The 18,166-nt window shown below is 54.2% G+C and carries 14 protein-coding genes; 4 read left to right on the forward strand and 10 right to left on the reverse strand.

Going from position 1 to position 18,166, the window contains the following annotated elements; genetic code table 11:
• Positions 1–8 precede the first annotated feature (8 nt).
• The 3 genes from cobT to RJ38_RS17640 form a co-directional block, all read right to left on the reverse strand.
• Positions 9–1,883 carry a cobaltochelatase subunit CobT gene (gene cobT / locus RJ38_RS17630; RefSeq protein ID WP_039020148.1) on the reverse strand — a complete coding sequence of 625 codons (1,875 nt, stop codon included), beginning with the start codon at positions 1,881–1,883 and terminating at the stop codon, positions 9–11.
• Positions 1,884–1,983: 100 nt separating this feature from the next.
• The gene (gene cobS, locus RJ38_RS17635) at positions 1,984–2,955 is read right to left on the reverse strand and encodes a cobaltochelatase subunit CobS (RefSeq protein ID WP_039020149.1); all 972 of its coding nucleotides are present in this window, start codon (positions 2,953–2,955) and stop codon (positions 1,984–1,986) included.
• A gap of 256 nt (positions 2,956–3,211) precedes the next feature.
• The gene (locus tag RJ38_RS17640; protein ID WP_156121927.1) at positions 3,212–5,230 is read right to left on the reverse strand and encodes a hypothetical protein; all 2,019 of its coding nucleotides are present in this window, start codon (positions 5,228–5,230) and stop codon (positions 3,212–3,214) included.
• Between the two features lie 147 nt (positions 5,231–5,377).
• On the opposite strand from RJ38_RS17640, the gene RJ38_RS17645 reads away from it, so the two are divergent.
• Positions 5,378–6,082: an SIMPL domain-containing protein gene (locus RJ38_RS17645; protein ID WP_039020235.1), complete on the forward strand. Its 705-nt coding sequence runs from the start codon at positions 5,378–5,380 to the stop codon at positions 6,080–6,082.
• 60 nt (positions 6,083–6,142) lie between these two features.
• Here RJ38_RS17645 and RJ38_RS17650 read toward each other — a convergent pair whose 3' ends face one another.
• Positions 6,143–6,775, reverse strand: coding sequence for a J domain-containing protein (locus RJ38_RS17650; RefSeq protein WP_039020151.1), 633 nt, complete (start codon positions 6,773–6,775; stop codon positions 6,143–6,145).
• A gap of 107 nt (positions 6,776–6,882) precedes the next feature.
• On the opposite strand from RJ38_RS17650, the gene RJ38_RS17655 reads away from it, so the two are divergent.
• Positions 6,883–7,143 carry a BolA family protein gene (locus RJ38_RS17655; protein WP_039020152.1) on the forward strand — a complete coding sequence of 87 codons (261 nt, stop codon included), beginning with the start codon at positions 6,883–6,885 and terminating at the stop codon, positions 7,141–7,143.
• An 89-nt stretch (positions 7,144–7,232) separates the two neighbouring features.
• Here RJ38_RS17655 and RJ38_RS18345 read toward each other — a convergent pair whose 3' ends face one another.
• From RJ38_RS18345 to gatB, 3 genes are all read right to left on the reverse strand, one after another.
• The gene (locus RJ38_RS18345) at positions 7,233–7,646 is read right to left on the reverse strand and encodes a DUF4177 domain-containing protein (RefSeq protein WP_052245530.1); all 414 of its coding nucleotides are present in this window, start codon (positions 7,644–7,646) and stop codon (positions 7,233–7,235) included.
• Between the two features lie 395 nt (positions 7,647–8,041).
• Entirely contained in the window at positions 8,042–9,733 is a 1,692-nt protein-coding gene (locus tag RJ38_RS17665; RefSeq protein WP_052245531.1) for a bifunctional helix-turn-helix transcriptional regulator/alpha/beta hydrolase, read from the reverse strand.
• Between the two features lie 291 nt (positions 9,734–10,024).
• Positions 10,025–11,536 carry an Asp-tRNA(Asn)/Glu-tRNA(Gln) amidotransferase subunit GatB gene (gene gatB / locus RJ38_RS17670; protein WP_039020153.1) on the reverse strand — a complete coding sequence of 504 codons (1,512 nt, stop codon included), beginning with the start codon at positions 11,534–11,536 and terminating at the stop codon, positions 10,025–10,027.
• Between the two features lie 148 nt (positions 11,537–11,684).
• Between gatB and RJ38_RS17675 the strand changes: the two genes are divergently transcribed.
• Positions 11,685–12,272 (forward strand): lytic transglycosylase domain-containing protein, encoded by a 588-nt coding sequence (locus tag RJ38_RS17675; protein WP_039020238.1) that lies wholly within the window; start codon positions 11,685–11,687, stop codon positions 12,270–12,272.
• A gap of 24 nt (positions 12,273–12,296) precedes the next feature.
• Here the strand turns inward: RJ38_RS17675 and RJ38_RS17680 are convergent, their stop codons facing one another.
• The 3 genes from RJ38_RS17680 to pepN all read right to left on the reverse strand — a co-directional run bounded on the left by RJ38_RS17680 (position 12,297) and on the right by pepN (position 15,790).
• A complete protein-coding gene (locus RJ38_RS17680) occupies positions 12,297–12,824 on the reverse strand; it encodes a hypothetical protein (protein ID WP_039020154.1) in 528 nt (175 codons plus the stop codon).
• 48 nt (positions 12,825–12,872) lie between these two features.
• On the reverse strand, positions 12,873–13,175 hold the full coding sequence (locus RJ38_RS17685; RefSeq protein WP_039020155.1) for an I78 family peptidase inhibitor: 303 nt from the start codon (positions 13,173–13,175) through the stop codon (positions 12,873–12,875).
• 71 nt (positions 13,176–13,246) lie between these two features.
• Entirely contained in the window at positions 13,247–15,790 is a 2,544-nt protein-coding gene (pepN, locus tag RJ38_RS17690) for an aminopeptidase N (protein WP_039020156.1), read from the reverse strand.
• 248 nt (positions 15,791–16,038) lie between these two features.
• Between pepN and RJ38_RS17695 the strand changes: the two genes are divergently transcribed.
• Positions 16,039–18,165 (forward strand): malate synthase G, encoded by a 2,127-nt coding sequence (locus RJ38_RS17695; RefSeq protein ID WP_039020157.1) that lies wholly within the window; start codon positions 16,039–16,041, stop codon positions 18,163–18,165.
• Position 18,166: the final 1 nt, after the last annotated feature.

Here is an 18,166-nt window from a genome sequence, read left to right on the forward strand (position 1 = left end):
AGCGGGCCTTACGTGGCCCGCTTTATCCCCATCACACGCGCGCGGGCACGTGGGTCGTTGTCGAATAGGGATGCCAATTGTTCGGTCATTGCACCGGCCAATTGTTCGACATCCGTGATCGTAACCGCACGATCATAATAGCGCGTCACGTCATGGCCAATCCCGATCGCCAGCAATTCGACGGCCTTGCGCTTTTCCACCATGGCAATCACATCGCGCAGGTGTTTTTCCAAGTAATTCGCGGGGTTAACTGACAAAGTACTGTCATCCACCGGGGCGCCATCTGAAATCACCATCAGGATTTTGCGGGCCTCGGGGCGGGCGACCATACGGCGATGGGCCCATTCCAAGGCCTCACCGTCGATGTTTTCCTTCAGCAGGCCCTCTTTCATCATCAAACCAAGGTTCGGACGGGACCGGCGCATGGGGGCATCCGCAGATTTATAGATGATATGGCGCAGATCGTTCAGGCGACCTGGCTGCTCTGGGCGGCCATCAGCAAGCCATTTCTCACGGGACTGGCCACCTTTCCAAGCGCGGGTGGTAAAACCCAGGATCTCGACCTTCACCTGACAACGTTCAAGCGTCCGGGCCAGAACATCGGTACAGATCGCAGCGATGGAAATTGGACGACCGCGCATAGAGCCGGAATTATCCAACAAAAGCGTCACGACCGTGTCTTTGAATTCCGTGTCTTGTTCCATTTTGAACGACAGGGGGGTGGTCGGTGAAATCACCACACGCGCCAAACGACCAGCATCAAGAACACCTTCTTCAAGGTCGAATTCCCAGCTGCGATTTTGCTGCGCTTGCAGGCGGCGTTGCAACTTATTTGCAAGGCGCGACACAGCCCCTTTCAATGGCTCCAACTGTTGATCCAAATAGGCGCGCAGGCGTTCCAACTCTTGAGGTTCTGCCAGATCTTCGGCGCGGACCTCTTCGTCAAATTCAGCGTGGAACACATTATAATTCGGATCAGCATCTGAAAAAGGGGCAGGGGGCGGGGGATCCATGGGCGCGTCGCCCTCGGGCATCTCGGCCTCGTCACCTTGTTCCTGATCGGCCATGTCATCAATTGTGACCTGGGCTTCGGCTGCATCTTGGCTGTCGTCTTGGCTTTGCTCAGGTTGGGCTTCGGCCTCTTCTTGGTTTTCTTGATCGCCCTGGCTGTCTTGTTCCTGCTCTTCGTCGCCGTCTTCCTGGGCTTCGTCTTCAGCCTGATCGTCTTCCGCATCCGGGTCATCGCCCAGCTGGTCGCCGTAGCCCAGATCATCGATCATTTTGCGCGCAAATTTGGCGAAAGCGGATTGATCTGACAGGGTGTCTTGCAGCGTGTCCAGCGTTCCACCGGCCTGGCCTTCAATATAGTCTTTCCAGAGGTTCTTCACATTCGCCGCAGAGGCAGGCAGTTCACGCCCTGTGGCCAATTCACGTACAAGATATCCGGCAGCCGTCGCCAATGGGGCCTCGGCGCGATCCGTGATTTCACCGTAACCCTTTGACTTTGCTTCTGCTTCAAGTTTCACGTCGATGTTTGACAATGCACCGGGCATTTGGCGTGCACCCATCGCTTCGCAGCGGGCTTCTTCCATGGCGGAATATAGATCGCGCGCCATTTGGCCTTGGGGCAGGTATTTATTATGTGTCGTTGCATCATGATGGCGGTGGCGCATCGCAAGCGCATCTGCCGTGCCGCGCGCCATGAGAACCTCATCGCGGGTCATACGACGGGTGACTTGCGGTAGACGAATAGTGTCATCCGTCTTGCCCGCCGGATCAACCGTATAGGTCACGGTCAAATCCGTGTCATTGGCCATGGTTTTCGTGGCCTCAGCCAAGGCCTTTTTGAACGGATCAGCGGGGTTTATAGTCGGTTTGCTCATGGTGCCAGCCTAACGATTTTCTTGGGTGCCCTGCAACAGGGCTGCGCCAGGCCCTCCCTAGGGGGAGGGCGTCGCCCGACCCGAAGGCCAGGCGAAAGGCTTAGCTCATCGCCGCAGAAGCTGCGCTTTCGGGCAGTTCTTCGTCGAAACAACGTTGGTAGAACTCAGCCACGGTTTGGCGTTCAAGTTCGTCACATTTGTTCAAGAAGGACAGGCGGAATGCATAGCCGACGTTGTGGAAAATCTTGGTGTTTTGCGCCCAGTTGATCACGGTGCGAGGGCTCATCACGGTGGACAGATCGCCGTTCATGAAGGCTGTGCGTGTCAGGGCTGCGACGGTGACCATCTGGCTGACGGTCTTGCGGCCTGCTTCGGTGTTGAACAGCGGATTTTTCGAGATCACGATGTTGGTTTCCGCATCATGGGACAGATAGTTCAACGTCGCAACCAAGGACCAACGGTCCATCTGGGCTTGGTTGATCTGTTGTGTGCCGTGGTACAGACCAGTTGTGTCACCCAGACCAACGGTGTTCGCGGTGGCAAACAGGCGGAAATTCGGGTTTGGTGTGATGATCTCGTTTTGATCCAGCAAGGTCAGTTTACCATCGGTTTCCAACACGCGTTGGATCACGAACATCACATCCGCACGGCCCGCATCATATTCGTCAAAGACGATGGCAACATTGTTGCGCAACGCCCATGGCAGGATGCCTTCGTGGAATTCAGTGACCTGTTTGCCGTCCACCAATTTGATGGCGTCTTTACCGATCAAGTCAATGCGCGAGATGTGGCTGTCGAGGTTCACACGCACGGAGGGCCAGTTGAGGCGCGCCGCGACTTGTTCGATGTGAGTCGATTTACCTGTGCCGTGATAACCTTGGATCATCACGCGGCGATTATATGCAAAACCAGCCAAAATGGCCAAGGTCGTATCAGGATCAAACTTATAGGTCGGGTCGATCTCTGGGACGCGATCCGTGCGTTCCGCAAAGCCTTTCACAACCATATCGGTGTCGATGCCAAAGACGTCGCGTACTGAAATCTCTTCGGTGGGTTTTACATCGTTCGTCATAATCTAATCCGTCTCTAGAGGTCTTGACCCGAGTCCTTTGATGTCCGTCCAGATTGTCTGGAACCAGAAGGGTTCTGGCCATATCGGCTTATTTTGGCGCACATGTCGCCCGCGGTCAGGCCGCATCCACGCTTTCGTGCCCCATATTTCAGGCTTACGCAAGGGGATCTGGCATGATATTTCAATACACCGCTAAAATGGGGCAGGCCCGTCGTATTGCGCCATGCTTGCCCCAGATCTACGACATATGGTGTGATCAGTTCCTTGGAACTTCCATCGTCGTGTTGCGCCCACCTTTGACATATTGAAGGCTGTTATCGCCGATGGCGGCAATACGCCCGCCCGCGATCGTGTCACCAACTTCGACACGAACATAGCGGCCAGATCGCGTGCGCATCAAAGCACGTCGGGAACCGGATGTTTTATACACGCCCACGAGGCTAAGTCGGCGCAAATGTATCGCATTGCTGATGGTGGCCTGGCGTGCGACCGAGGCACGCGTTGGGATTGTCGGGGCTGCGGCGCGGGGGCGACTGCTGCTGGAACTAGACGCGCTGCTGGACGCCGTATCACGCGAGGTGCTGCTGGCCGCTTGGGCGGCTGCGACGATCGCGTCAAAATCATTGGGGCGCGGCGACGGCACAACAGAGGTCGCAACCGCGAATTCCGTTGGTGTGACGTCTACATCCGGTGCAGATTGTGCAGATTCTGGCCGCAATTCGGGCTTGCGGGCGGCAAGTTCGCTGCGGGTTAGGCCCCCGTAGACATTGCGTTCATGGGTTTCGATTAAGTTACTTGGGCGCAATTTCGGCGGGAATGAGGACAAATCTATCGTGTCTTCATCGGTGACACTTTCTTCAGCCGCGTTTTCCGCTGCCTCGGGGGCGGTTTCCGCATCGGTGGGGCGCGGGGGGATCAGATAATCTGGACGGCCGGCAAAAATTTGTACGCCTTCAGGCGTTTGCGTGCCTTCGGGTGTCGGGATGACCAAGCCAATCGCATTCACCGCGAATGTCTCACCGGCTGGTGCGGGGTCCGCAATACTGGGCAAACTGCGCCCGGATGTTGCGGTATTCAGCAACGGCAGCGCAAGCGCATCAAAGGAAGACACGACGGCGTCATGGGAGGGCACATAAAGCCCGCGCTGACCAAACTGACCTGATGCAAACGCATCGGGCTGGTTGGGGGTTTGCGTCGTTGGATCTTCATATTGACCAACATCTGGGCTTAAGATCCAGATGTTGTTTTCTGCATAGAATTCCTCGGCATCTTCATAGCTGGGCACGATGATGGCCAGTGTTGTTGTGTCTGGTGTTGTTGTGTCTGGTGTCGTTGCGTCTGGTGTTGCTGTGGTCGTCGTTACTGGCACCTGTGCAATTGCTGCGGGGTCACTGGTTTCTTGCTGGGCGGTTGTTGGATCGACAGAGGCTGGCGTGGGGCTGTCGATCTGTGATGTTTGTGTCAGCCAAAACGCTGCGAACACACCAATGCCAATCGCCCCCACAGCGGCACCGGCGATGGCCTGAATGGGCAATTTAGGCTTCGCGTCCGCGCCCACAAGTGTTGCGGCTGATTCAAGCGGCGTGGGTATTTGATTTGCCAGCGTTCGATCTGCCAGCGTTTGATCAGTTTGCGGCTGAAGATCGGGTTGGGCGGGGACCACAGGGGGGGTAGCCACAGGGTGCGAAACCACAGGGGCTGAAATCACGGGGGCAGCAATTATGGGGGCGGCAGGTTCAGCAGAGACGGGAGCCGCGCCGTTGAGGGCGGCTGCGTATTTCGTATCCCCAAAGAAGACCTCACCCATAAACCCGTTGCTGACCTCAGGATGTGCCACAAAACAGACCGGATTGAACTGATGTTCATCTGCAAAGGTCTCGGCCTCGGCCAGTGTTTCATGGGCGATCGCTGCGATGTAAAACATGCCGTCGCGACGCTGCCAATCATATGCCAGTTCAGCCAAGGGATATGGGGTCTTGCCGTCTAGGGCCTCTGTGATGTGTTGTTGTTCTGCTGCACGATCCGCCGGGATATCGGACGCGTCGGCTTCCATATACAAGACCTGCGAGTTGGGCAGGATCAACTGACATTGCAGCCCGTTTGGTTCAAGCTCGATTGCAGTGGCGCGCATCTCGGCCAGCGTTTCGTTTAAGTTGGGATCGTCCAGCTGGGCTTGACCAATCTCATACCATTCCTGATCCTTGCGATGCAGAAGACTGATACCACTATGGGTCAGATTAAGGGCAAATCCGGGTGTCATAGGGTTGAGGGGCATAGGCCGTCGTGTCCTGTGGTCATCTGTATGTCTATCCCCGTCATATCGCAGAAATCCGCCGGGTTGAAGTTTATGTAGAGAAAAATCCAAGAAACCGCCGATGCTATGCGTCATAAGAACATGAAAGCAGTACCGAAAGGAATTCAAATGCGTTTTCTAACAAAAATGACGGCGGCAATCTGCCTGGCCGTGAGTGTGGCACATGTTGCAAATGCTACGCCAATCGGCACGACACCACAGATTGTGGTGCAGGGCACCGGCTTGGTTGCGGTTGCGCCTGACATGGCCGTGGTTGCGATTGGGGTTGAAACCCGCGGTGCAAACGCAGCTGAAGCAATGGCTGGGACGTCCGACAAAATGGCGGTTTTGATGGGGGTCGCAGCTGAGGCCGGGGTCGAAGCCCGTGATTTACAAACCAGCCAGTTGAACCTGCGCACGGATTATGCGCACAGCAACAATGGCCAACCCCCGAAGATCTCTGGATATATCGCGTCAAATATGCTGACGATCCGCCTTCGGGATCTGATGGCTGCGCCACAGGTGTTGGATCAATTGATCTCAGCTGGGGCGAACCAATTGCACGGGGTACAGTTTACGGTCCAAGATCCAACCCCACATCTGAACGAAGCACGGCGTCTTGCGGTGGCAGATGCTTTGGAAAAAGCCGCGTTATATGCCCAGGCGGCAGGGGTGAATACAGGTGTGATCCTGCGCATTGAAGAACCACAGACCGGGGGCAACGTGCCAATGATGCGCATGGCGATGGAATCCGCTTCCGCAGGCATGCCAATCGCCGCAGGGGAACAGAACATCAGTGCCAATATCTTGATTGTGATCGAATTGACGGATTGATCTGAGATCGATGCAAACAAAAAGGGCGCCGTTTCAAATGAAAGCGGCGCCCTTTATCGTTTATTCTTTAAAGCTGCGGCTGGCCTTGATGGTGTCCCATGCCCAAACCACGTTTTGCAGCCGTTCCTCATCAGAACGGTCCCCACCATTTAGGTCTGGGTGCAAGATCTTGATCAATTTCTTGTATGCCTTGCGAATTTCAGCTTTGGTCCAATGGTCCTTCGCTTCCAAAAGCTCAATCGCACGGCGTTCCGTCGGCGGCAACTTACGTGTACTGCCGGTGATGGATTTGCCAGGATTGCGCGTGGCATTTTCACCCAAAACTTGATGCGGATCATCAACGCCGAGGCGTTCCCAGGCGCGCTGCTCGTCGCTTTTACGGATAGGTTTCGTTGGGCGTCCACCGACTCGATCCGATTGAATCTGATCGTCTATTTCTTCTTCTGTCGCGCCGCTGAAAAAGTTCCATTTCAAATTGAACTCTTTGACGTGATCCTTACAGAACCACAGATATTCGTCGAGATGATCCGGCGAACGTGGGGCACGATATTTGCCCTGTTCTTTGCAATTCTCATGTTCGCAAACCCGTTGCGAGGTTTCAAACGCGCCGGACATGCCACGCTTGCCGCGCGGGTTTTTCTTTTTTGCCGTGCTTACCGACATATCGAAACCAAATGGATCGTCTTTTTTCATGACCAGTATTCCCTTTCACGCGGTATTTTCTGTCGCCGCGGCCTTCCCGACTCGGAGGAGAGAGTTTAGACCAAACTCAGCCGGATTGAAGGGGCAGATTGGAAAAAATGATGGTAGTGGACGAAATTCGTGATCGGCTTGAAGCCGCTTTCACCCCCAAGCTGTTGGAAGTGATCAATGAAAGTAACCTGCATCAAGGGCATGCGGGCGATGATGGGAGTGGCGAAAGTCATTTTCGTGTGACGATTGTGGCAGCCGAATTTGAAGGCAAATCACGTATCGCAAAACATCGTGCAGTGCATGCAGCGTTGGGCGCGGACCTGATTGGGCGCATTCATGCTTTGGGATTGGATATCAAAGCAGGCTAAGGTTTGCGGCTTGGCGCGGAACGGAGTTTTTGAAAAACTCCGTCTCGTTTTCCGTCGCGGAAAACGGGACGTCGCTGTGTGTTGGGCGCTTATTCCGCAATTTTCGCTTTTGGTTCGTTGGGCACATCATCATCTGATGCTTGAGTTTCCTCAATGACGTCTGTGGTAACATCTTCTTCAACAGGGGCTGAGGTTGTCACACGACGCAGAACTGGCGTGGCGGGCAGCTCCACTTCCGGAGTTGTCTGTGTTTCTTTGTCGTCTTCGACGGTGGTTTCACGACGAAACACCAGCATGTTCAGGAATTGGGTGGATTTTTTCCCCATGGCGCTGCGGCTTTCGCACGGCAATGTTTCACTGCGCTGATATTCCCAACCGTCTTTGCCCATTTCGTTCATGGCTTCCATAAGTGCGGCGGCAAAACGCGCATCCGTTCCACGAGCCCCTTTGGATTTGATTCCTTTAAGCGGGGCAGGGACGACTTTATATTCGAAGGCAGGCATGGGGTTCTCCGGCAGATGGCAAGCTTGCCGCTGCTACCACATCGCCCGGGCTGCTGTCTAAAGAAACCACAGTTTTTTTTCCGTGATCAAGAAGGTGTTGCGGACAGATCGCAGCAGATGATCTGAAAACGTATATGCACGAGGATCAAGGGGTAAACAGCAGCTGCAGCTTCAGGATCAATGGTGTGGGGCATAGATACCCGAAGCTGCAAAGACCGGACAGGGTCTCGTGCCGTAAGTAGGACATACGGGGTTTTCCAAAAACACAGACAACCACATCATGTCGATTTCAATCGTTAACAAAACACTAATGAAACAACCGTTACTATGTTTACATTACTGTCATGTTCCGAAAAATGGCGCAAACCCCAATTGGGGTAAAATCGTCGAATTGTTCAAAATTGGCCGATTTTTTTGAGGGCTTTGTCCCAGTGGCTGTAGATCAGCAATTGGCCGGCCCCTTCGATCAACTCATAGGTGACCCAGGGGTGATCGCGGAAGAAGGGGGTTATGATCTCCATCGTGGCCTGTGCATCCATGGTGCCATTGATGAAATGCACCGGAACCTTACCTTCCAAAGCGCTGAATTCGTCATGCCACCCCTTAATTTCCTCAGAAATCATGCGTGCGAAGGCCTTATGGGCAGAATGTGTATCCGACAGGCAGATTTGGATGCCTGTGATCACGGCCTCCCAAATGTCGGGATCGTTGAACTGTTCAATATCCGCTTTGGATTTCCCGTAAACATGTTCCAAAAATTTGCGCTGACCGTATTTCCGAGCCATCAAAAAGCCCGCTTTTACCGTGAACGTCAAAAGATGTGGCGTATAACGGGCGCAGACCAATAGGAAGCGCTGCCACAGATCCATGTGATCATAGTCGCTGACAGAATCAGGTGGCGGGGTGCCCGCGACAGCAACCAAGCCGGTCATGCGTCCAGGGGAGTGCTTTTCAATATGTGCGCCAAAACGAACATCCGCACAAAGTGAAATGACAGAAAACCTATCTACGTTTTCGGCTTTCAGCACATGCATAATATCGTCGATGACCCCGGCTGTGAAGTCGGCTTTATTGGGCAACGGGGTGCTATCACCATATCCGGCACGGATCGGGGTGATGATTTTTATGCCTGCCTTACGTGCGGCCTGTTCCCCAAGTTTGGGCCAACGCGACATGCCGATTTCAACATGCAACAAAACGCAGGGTTTGCCGTTGGGATCACCCCATATGAGATAATCCAAACGTCGCCCATCGGGGGCGAATGTGGTGTGAAGGGTTGCCGCGCCTTGGTTGTTTGAATTGGGAATATAGCCGCGACTCCAGGCTTCTGTCGTGGCGGGGCCTGCAACCGCAAAGCCCGTCATATCCATCATAGACAGGATCAAGCGAATCAATTCGACCTGCGAGCGCGTCGCGGTCTTTGCTAAAATCGACTTGATTTGTGCCCGGATTGTATCGATAGAACGCCCACGCTGATCCGCGATGTCTTTGACCGAACAACATTCAATCAACATGCGTACAATATCAACTTCGGTTTGAGTGAAGCTGAAAGCTTCGCCGAGAATACTGTCGAATTCTGGTGGCCATGCGAGTTCAGATGTCGCAACCACAAGCGCTTGCGCCCCGTCACGCAACTTGCGCAGACGGATACGGAAAATGATGAAATGCCCGCAATCAGTCGCACGTACGCGAAACAGAGACATGTTCGGCCCGCGCCCTTCCAGCATATCGCGCATCTGCCGCATGAGGCTTGGAAGATCGGCTTCGTCGACCGGCAAAGAAGAAACGGGTGCCCCTTCTGAGATCTGCAAGGCGGCTTGCGCCCCGGCGTTTAAGATGCCGATGTTCAGGTCACTTTCGACCAGAAAAGCCGCAGCCATATCAAATGAATCGATTAAGGCTTGGCGCTCATTGGGGGGCTCAAGTGTATTGGCATAACGTTCAAGAAAACGATCAGCGCGGGAAATATGTTCTTCCATTGCGCTGTCATTCAGCAAGATATGTTCGTGTTTGTCCGCAGAGTCGCGCATCGGCTTGACCAAGGTTTCCCATTGCTCAAGCAGCTCAACTGCGCGGCCAGGGTCCATAGCCACTTCATACAGTCGATCAATCAGTACGTCCCGGTGACGATCAGTCTCCGAGTTACGCCCATTTAGGTCTTTTTCCAATATTCCACACGCCCGAATTTACATCAGAACAACGCCAAAGCCTGTCCGCTTCAGAGTTGAGTCTAGCATAAGATAGTTAACGGGACAGGCAATGCGCAAAACGAAATTTGCCTGTGCGATTTTGTGACAATATACAGAAAATAAGGCGCCCAAACCAATTGTCGGAGCGCCTTAAATACCTAGGGTATACCCATATTGGAGGAGTGCAATCTAAAGGCCGAGCTTTGCACTTACCAACTGATTCACGACCGCCGGATTGGCTTTGCCACCGGTGGCTTTCATGACTTGGCCAACAAACCAACCTGCAAGTTTTGGATTGGCTTTCGCTTTCTCAACTTGGGCAGGGTTTGCGTTGATGATCTCATCCACAGCGGCTTCGATCGCGCCAGTATCCGTGACCTGTTTCATGCCGCGTGCTTCAACGATCTCAGCGGGATCACCACCTTCGGTGTAGACGATTTCGAACAGATCTTTCGCGATCTTGCCTGAGATGTCGCCCTTTTTGATCAAAGCGATAATGCCCCCAAGCTGTGCCGGGTTCACAGGGCTGTCTTGGATTGTTTTGTCGTCTTTCTTGAGACGGCCGAACAATTCGTTGATCACCCAGTTCGCCGCCAATTTCCCGTCACCGGCTTTGGCAACGTCCTCAAAGAAATCAGCATTTTCAACGTCAGATGTCAGCACGGATGCGTCATAATCTGACAGACCGAATTCCGTCATGAAACGGGTTTTCTTGGCGTCTGGAAGTTCGGGCAAAGTTGACGCGATGTCATCAACCCAAGCCTGTTCGATCTCTAGCGGCAGCAAATCAGGGCAGGGGAAGTAACGATAATCATGCGCTTCTTCTTTAGAGCGCATAGAACGGGTTTCGTTCTTATCTGGATCATACAGGCGTGTTTCCTGATCAACCTTGCCGCCGTCCTCAATAATCGCGATTTGACGGTTGGCCTCGACCATGATGGCCGCCTGAATGAACCGCATTGAGTTCATGTTTTTGATTTCGCAACGCGTACCAAGGTGACCAAAATCACCGGTTTCCATGAATTTCTCATATTGACCGGGAGGGCAGACAGACACGTTCACATCTGCGCGCATATTGCCGTTTTGCATGTTGCCATCACAGGTGCCGAGATACCGCAGAATTTGGCGCAATTTCACAACGAATGCGGCGGCCTCTTCGGGGCTGCGAATGTCGGGGCGCGATACGATTTCCATCAAAGCAACGCCCGTGCGGTTCAGGTCCACAAATGACATGGTTGGGTCCATATCGTGGATGGATTTACCGGCATCTTGTTCCATGTGGATGCGCTCAATACGCACATTGCGCGCCACACCTTCGGACAGTTCAACAAGGACTTCGCCTTCACCCACAATCGGATGATACAGCTGTGAAATCTGATACCCTTGCGGCAAATCTGGGTAGAAATAGTTCTTACGGTCGAAGGCTGAAAATAGGTTGATTTGCGCGTTCAGACCAAGACCCGTGCGTACCGCTTGTTCAATGCAGAATTCGTTGATCACGGGCAACATGCCAGGCATGGCCGCGTCAACAAAAGCCACGTTTGAATTGGGTTCATTGCCGAATTTCGTCGACGCGCCCGAAAATAATTTCGACTGACTGCTGATTTGTGCATGGATTTCCATGCCAATGACAAGTTCCCAATCATCGCGCATGCCGCTGATGACGGTGGGTTTGGGGGATTCATAGGTCAGATCAAGCATTCGGAGGCCTCATAATACGTTACGCTTCTTCTATGCCAGCATTGCTTGAGGGGCAAGAGGTTGCGCAGAACGGGATGGGGGAACGCATATGCTTGTGCCTGATGCGGATTGGGGGGAAGCTTACCGCGAACATCAAAGGGGAAATCTGATGCGTGGAATGACATATATTGCCTTATGCTTGGCACTGATTGGATGTGGTGAGGAACCCGTAGAAGAAGTGTCGCGCATGACGCCGAATGAAATCCCCGATTTACGTTGGAGCCACCTGCCACAGGGGGACGCCTGGACCAAGGCCACCTTGGATGCGATTTCCAGCCATGGGCAAGCTTTGACGCAACTTGTCCCGCGCGACGCCGAAACCTGGTGCCCAGGATATGAGGCACAATCAACGCAGGGACGCGCCGCTTTTTGGGCGGGGCTTTTGTCGACATTGTCCAAACACGAAAGCACCTGGAACCAACGCGCAGCCGGGGGCGGGGGAAAATGGTTTGGCCTTGTTCAAATAGCACCCGCAACGGCAGCTGGGTACGGCTGTGACGCGCGCAGTGCCGAGGCCCTGAAAAATGGCGAAGCAAACCTGTCCTGCGCCGTTCGCATTATTGCTCATACAGCCGTGCGTGACGGGGTGGTGTCCGAAGGTTGGCGCGGCGTTGCTGCGGATTGGGGGCCGTTTCATTCGGAAAGCAAACGCAATGACATGATCGAGTGGAGCCGCGCGCAACCTTATTGTCAGTAATAGGCGAATTTACCTGTAACCGAGTTACCGAATCCGAAAGGCGCGTTTGATATCTTCAAGCGCGTCTTTCTGGCTTTCGCTTAGGCCGTTACCTGCACCCGCGATGTCGCCAATGACCTGCATGAGGGGCTCAAAGCTATCGGCCCCATTCAGTTTGAACAACTTCCGAGACGTCCGGGCGACGGCCTGGCTTGGCGTGCCACATTCATTCACCAACCAGCGTCCCAGAATTGCCATTTCTGCGGCGTCTTTTTGGGGCAGGGCAAGGGCTTGGGCCAGCGCGGCTTCAAGCGCGTCACGCTGATCGGCTGTGGGCAGATCATCCAGTTCAAGGAACGCGACCGACAAGGCCCCCACCGCGACATCTGCATCTTCAATCGCCTCAACAGGATGGATGTTCGTTTTGCGTGTGAAGCCAAAGCGCCGGGCAGCGAGACGCACATCATTGGCCGCATTGGCCAAATCCCCAACCAGGCTGGATGCGTCACGGGCGCGGTTTATCCAAAAATATGCAACGGCTGCGGCGCTCAGAATCGCGAGAATAAAAGGCATGGTCTGTCCTAAGTTAATTTCTGCAGTGGTTTGAATAATTACGGGTCTTTAATAACAAGAAATCCGGGCGATTATACCGCCTTTATCGACTTCAATGTTGGTGCGTTCCGGGCGTAGATCCAAGGTTACTGCGTCTCCTGGATGGATAACACGAAGCCAGACCGTGTCTGACAGCGCTTCCTGATCAAACGCGGCGAAGTTTTTGCCTACCATATGGGCCAATTTATCCGCAGAACAACTGTGGATGCGCGGGGTTGGATCTATATGCGCGTCATCAACCTGCTGGCACCCGACGAGGGATAGACAGACGGCAATGGGACATGAAATCGCGGAAATGGGATTGAAACGCATGGAATACCTCTTAACATCACAGGCAGGATGTTTACCCCGCCTGTTTTACTGTGCAAATTATGCACTTTATATCACGCGCCTAGAATACGCGTGACCATTTCGCCCAAGTTTCGGCTGAGATCAGCCGTCTCGTTGATACGTTTCAGTGCGGCCTGTGCCTTGGCTTGGCGGTCTGCATCATATCGCTTCCAGGTTTCAAACCCCGTTGACATGCGCGCGGTGATTTGGCCGTTGAATGGATCCAGCTTGATCAACCAATCCGCCAGCAAATCATATCCCGCACCATCTGCACGATGGAAGCCGGCGTGATGCATCATCAAAGCGCCAAAGACAGCGCGGAAACGATTTGGGTTTTTCCAATTGAAATCAGCGTCATGGGTCAGGTTTACAGCAATCTCGACGCAGGTTTCTGGGCTGGCAAAGCTGACCTGTAGGCCAAACCATTTGTCCATCACCAAACGATCCTCTTTCCACTGCTCTCGGAAGGCCGCCAGCGCGGTTTCGCCTTTTTCCACGGACAGAAGGCAAGCAAGGGCCGACAGCTGTTCGGTCATATTGCCCGCCGATGCATAGGCGTCATTGGCCGCGGCCCCGCCATCGATCTGGGACAGATAGGCCAAAGCGACACCATGTAAGGCGCGCTTTCCGGCGGGTTCGGCCTCGGGTGAATAGGGGCCGGGTGTTGCCATTTCAGACAACAGTCGCGGCCAGACATCTTGAAGATGCTGGGCAATTGCCTGCTTCAACGTTTGATGCGCGCGCCAGATTTTATCCGGGTCAGGGGTGATGCCGCGTGCAGACAAAGCACTTGCCACGTCATCTTGCCCGGGTAGGCCAAGCGCCAAGGCCCGGAAGGCCGGATCAAGACCGTTGTCGCGAGCGACCGCAAGCAGGCCATCCAGCAAGCCCTGATCCGCGGTGCCGCCTTGGGTCATGTTAATCAGGGTTTCACGCGCCAATGCACGTCCGGCGTCCCATTTGTTGAACGGGTCCGTGTCATGGGCCAGAAGAAAGGCCTGTTCTTTGGGCGACGTTTCACGTTCCAGCACCACGGGCGCTGAGAATTCCCGTAGGATAGATGGCACGGGCTTCGCGCTAAGCCCTTCAAAGGAAAAGCTTTGTGTGTCTTGCGTCATCTCAAGGATCTGCGTTGGTAGGATTTCATCCCCATTGGGGTTCAAAAGACCAACGGCGATCGGGATCACACGGGGTTTCTTGTCGTCCTGGCCCGGCGTTGGAGCAGTGGTTTGCGTGAATGTCAGCGTATAAGTGCCGTTTTCAAAACGATCCGCAACCTTCAGATGGGGCGTGCCCGCATCGGTGTACCAGCGCTTGAACTGCGCCAAATCCCGACCCGTGGCGTCCTCAAACACCTTCAGCCAGTCCTCAATCGTTGCCGCATCGCCATCATGGCGATCAAAGTAAAGATCCAGCGCTTGTTTATAATCCACATCCCCCACCAAGTGCTTAAGCATGTTGATCACCTCAGCGCCTTTTTCATAGACGGTAGAGGTGTAAAAGTTATTGATTTCAACAAAATGGTCCGGGCGCGGCGGGTGTGACAAAGGCCCAGCGTCTTCGCGGAATTGACGACCACGCAGGGTGAGCACATCGTTAATACGTTTCACCGCATGGCCACGCATGTCGCCTGTGAATTGCTGATCTCGGAAGACCGTCAAACCTTCTTTCAAACACAGCTGAAACCAATCACGACAGGTGATGCGATTGCCCGTCCAATTGTGGAAGTATTCATGGGCAACAATGGCCTCAATGCGTTCAAAGTTCCCATCGGTTGAGGTCTCTGGGCTGGCCAACACAACGGCCGAGTTAAAGATATTCAACCCTTTGTTTTCCATCGCCCCCATGTTGAAGTCATCAACCGCAACAATGTTAAAGATATCAAGGTCATACTCGCGCCCATAAACCTCTTCATCCCAGGTCATGGACTTCTTCAGCGCTTCCATCCCAAAGGCGCATTTTCCTTCATCCCCAGGGCGCACCCAGAGGTTCAATTCCACATCACGACCGGACATGGTTTTGAACTGGCCGGGATAGTTGCGCAGATCACCTGCAACAAGGGCGAACAGATAGGCGGGTTTGGGCCACGGGTCGTGCCATTCCGCCGAGGCCTCACCGCTGGTTGTCGGGTTCCCATTGGACAGAAGAACGGGCATATCCCCTTCAATTCTAACGGTAAAGACGCTCATGACATCGGGGCGGTCGGGGTAATAGGTAATGTGACGGAAGCCTTCGGCCTCGCATTGGGTGCAATACATGCCGCCGGACATATACAGCCCCTCAAGGGATGTGTTGCCCTCTGGGTCGATCTCGACCTCACATTCCCAGGTAAAAGCGACATCAGGCACCGCACAGCGCAGACCGCCCGCAACCAGATCCGGCGTCACATCAGCGCCATCAATCTTTGCCCATTTCAAGTTAAGATCTTCCCCATGCAGGAAAAAATCACGTGATGGGCTGTCAGGGTTGGGCGTGAACTGGATACGAGACACCACACGCGTGGCATTGGCTGCCAGCTTAAATGTCAGATGCACATCTTCCACGATAAAACCAAAAGCTGTGTAATCTGAAAGGTAAATGGTATCCTGAACGGTCATTGGGTGCTCCTGCAAAGTTGGTGAATTTGTAGCGCATCCATAGGGCAGGGCAAGGGGTGATTGCGGTCAGTTATACGTTGCGGTCCTTGATGTCTTTTACGGGACTGGGCGAAAATCCGGGGTATTGCCATGATTTTCAAGAAAGCGCTTCGTTGGGTATCTGGTAAAATGATCTGACCAATGGATTGTCTCGGAGCGGGAATTTTTGTATCCATCAGGGGAATTGTGAAACCCTGAGGAAACCTCCCATGTCTGCATATATCGAGAAATCCGACCTGAAGGTCGACAGCCAGGTTGTAGAATTTATCGAAACGCGCGCCTTGCCGGGCACGGGTGTTGCGGCGGATGCGTTTTGGGCCGGCTTGTCGGACCTTGTGAACGGCTTTGGCGACGAGAACCGCGCATTGCTTGCGAAACGCGCAGAGATCCAAGGGCAAATTGACGCTTGGTATAAGGAACAGGGCGACGCGGCGCTGGACCCCACAGCCCAAGAAGCTTTCCTGCGTGAGATCGGATATCTTGTGCCAGAAGGCGAAGATTTTGCGATTGAGACCGCAAACACCGACCCAGAAATCGCGAAAGTTGCGGGCGCACAGCTGGTGGTGCCGGTGATGAACGCGCGCTATGCGCTGAATGCAGCGAACGCCCGTTGGGGCAGCCTGTATGACGCGCTTTATGGCACGGATGCGCTGGGCGATCTGCCTGCGGGCAAGGGCTATGATGCAGAACGCGGTGCACGCGTGATTGCTTGGGGCAAAGCGTTTCTGGATGACGCGCTGCCGCTGGCAAATGGGTCTTGGGCGGATGTGAATAAGGTGACTGCTGGCACCACAATGAGCCCTGCGTTGAAGAATGCGGATGCCTATGTTGGATATCAGGGCGCGGCGGATGCACCAACTGCGATTGTTTTGAAAAACAACGGTTTGCACGTGATTTTGGACATTGACGCCAGTACAGCCGTGGGCGCGGCTGATCCCGCGGGCATTTCCGATATTCGCATGGAAAGCGCGATGTCTGCGATCATGGATTGCGAAGATTCCGTGGCCGCCGTTGACGCCGAAGATAAGGTTCTGGCTTGGGGCAACTGGCTTGGCCTGATGAAGGGCGACCTGTCTGAGGAGGTCCAGAAGGGTGGCAAAACCATCACCCGCGTGCTGAACCCAGATCTTGAAATGACCACGCCTGCGGGCGGCTCAGCAACCCTTAAAGGGCGCGCCCTTTTACTGGTGCGCAACGTTGGCCACTTGATGACCAACCCGGCGGTTTTGGATGCGGAAGGCCGCGAAGCGGGCGAAGGGTTCTTGGATGCGATGATCACTGTTTTGGGGTCCATGCATGATCTGGCGCGTGACGGCGGAAATTCTCTTCATGGGTCTGCCTATGTGGTGAAACCAAAGATGCACGGTCCCAGCGAGGTCGCCTTCACCGATCGCATCTTTAGCCATGTGGAAAAGACCCTGGGCCTTCCGCAAGATACTGTAAAAATTGGTATTATGGACGAGGAACGTCGCACATCCGCCAATCTGAAAGAATGTATCCGCGCAGCGAAATCACGCGTTGCCTTCATCAACACGGGCTTCTTGGATCGCACCGGTGACGAAATTCACACCGCCATGGAAGCAGGTCCAATGATCCGCAAAGGTGACATGAAAGCCAGCCCTTGGATCGCCTCTTATGAAGATCGCAATGTTGATATCGGTTTGGCGTGTGGTCTGTCCGGTAAGGCGCAGATCGGCAAGGGCATGTGGGCGATGCCGGATCGCATGAAAGAGATGCTGGACGTGAAGATCGGCCACCCGAAATCTGGCGCGAACTGTGCCTGGGTGCCGTCCCCAACGGCCGCGACTTTGCACGCGACGCATTACCACAAGGTTGATGTTTTCGCGCTTCAGGCGGATCTGATTAAAGGCGGCGCGCGTGGCACTTTGGCTGATCTGCTGACAATTCCCGTGGCGCGAGGGCAGAACTGGTCGCCGGATGAGGTTCGCGAAGAAATCGAGAACAACGCCCAAGGGATTTTGGGTTATGTCGTGCGCTGGGTGGATGCCGGTGTGGGCTGTTCCAAAGTGCCTGATATCCACGATGTTGGCCTGATGGAAGACCGCGCAACCTGCCGGATTTCGTCCCAAGCCATGGCGAACTGGTTGCACCACGGTGTCATCACAAAAGATGAGGCCATGGCGGCAATGCGCAAGATGGCGGCGATTGTGGACACACAGAACGCGGATGATCCGACCTATAAAGCAATGGCACCGGGTTACGATACGGTCGCGTTCAAAGCGGCTTGTGATCTGGTGTTTAAGGGGCGCGTGCAGCCGTCTGGCTATACAGAACCGGTTTTGCATGCACGTCGTCTTGAAGCCAAGGAAGGATGAA

The organism is Halocynthiibacter namhaensis (assembly GCF_000812685.1).
Classification (GTDB): Bacteria; Pseudomonadota; Alphaproteobacteria; order Rhodobacterales; family Rhodobacteraceae; genus Halocynthiibacter; species Halocynthiibacter namhaensis.

Excerpts from the sequence above, each read along its gene's own strand:
- cobT (WP_039020148.1), bottom strand. The coding sequence starts at position 1,883 with ATGAGCAAACCGACTATAAACCCCGCTGATCCGTTCAAAAAGGCCTTG.
- cobS (WP_039020149.1), bottom strand. The coding sequence starts at position 2,955 with ATGACGAACGATGTAAAACCCACCGAAGAGATTTCAGTACGCGACGTC.
- RJ38_RS17640 (WP_156121927.1), bottom strand. The coding sequence starts at position 5,230 with ATGCCCCTCAACCCTATGACACCCGGATTTGCCCTTAATCTGACCCAT.
- RJ38_RS17645 (WP_039020235.1), top strand. The coding sequence starts at position 5,378 with ATGCGTTTTCTAACAAAAATGACGGCGGCAATCTGCCTGGCCGTGAGT.
- RJ38_RS17650 (WP_039020151.1), bottom strand. The coding sequence starts at position 6,775 with ATGAAAAAAGACGATCCATTTGGTTTCGATATGTCGGTAAGCACGGCA.
- RJ38_RS17655 (WP_039020152.1), top strand. The coding sequence starts at position 6,883 with ATGATGGTAGTGGACGAAATTCGTGATCGGCTTGAAGCCGCTTTCACC.
- RJ38_RS18345 (WP_052245530.1), bottom strand. The coding sequence starts at position 7,646 with ATGCCTGCCTTCGAATATAAAGTCGTCCCTGCCCCGCTTAAAGGAATC.
- RJ38_RS17665 (WP_052245531.1), bottom strand. The coding sequence starts at position 9,733 with ATGGACCCTGGCCGCGCAGTTGAGCTGCTTGAGCAATGGGAAACCTTG.
- gatB (WP_039020153.1), bottom strand. The coding sequence starts at position 11,536 with ATGCTTGATCTGACCTATGAATCCCCCAAACCCACCGTCATCAGCGGC.
- RJ38_RS17675 (WP_039020238.1), top strand. The coding sequence starts at position 11,685 with ATGCGTGGAATGACATATATTGCCTTATGCTTGGCACTGATTGGATGT.
- RJ38_RS17680 (WP_039020154.1), bottom strand. The coding sequence starts at position 12,824 with ATGCCTTTTATTCTCGCGATTCTGAGCGCCGCAGCCGTTGCATATTTT.
- RJ38_RS17685 (WP_039020155.1), bottom strand. The coding sequence starts at position 13,175 with ATGCGTTTCAATCCCATTTCCGCGATTTCATGTCCCATTGCCGTCTGT.
- pepN (WP_039020156.1), bottom strand. The coding sequence starts at position 15,790 with ATGACCGTTCAGGATACCATTTACCTTTCAGATTACACAGCTTTTGGT.
- RJ38_RS17695 (WP_039020157.1), top strand. The coding sequence starts at position 16,039 with ATGTCTGCATATATCGAGAAATCCGACCTGAAGGTCGACAGCCAGGTT.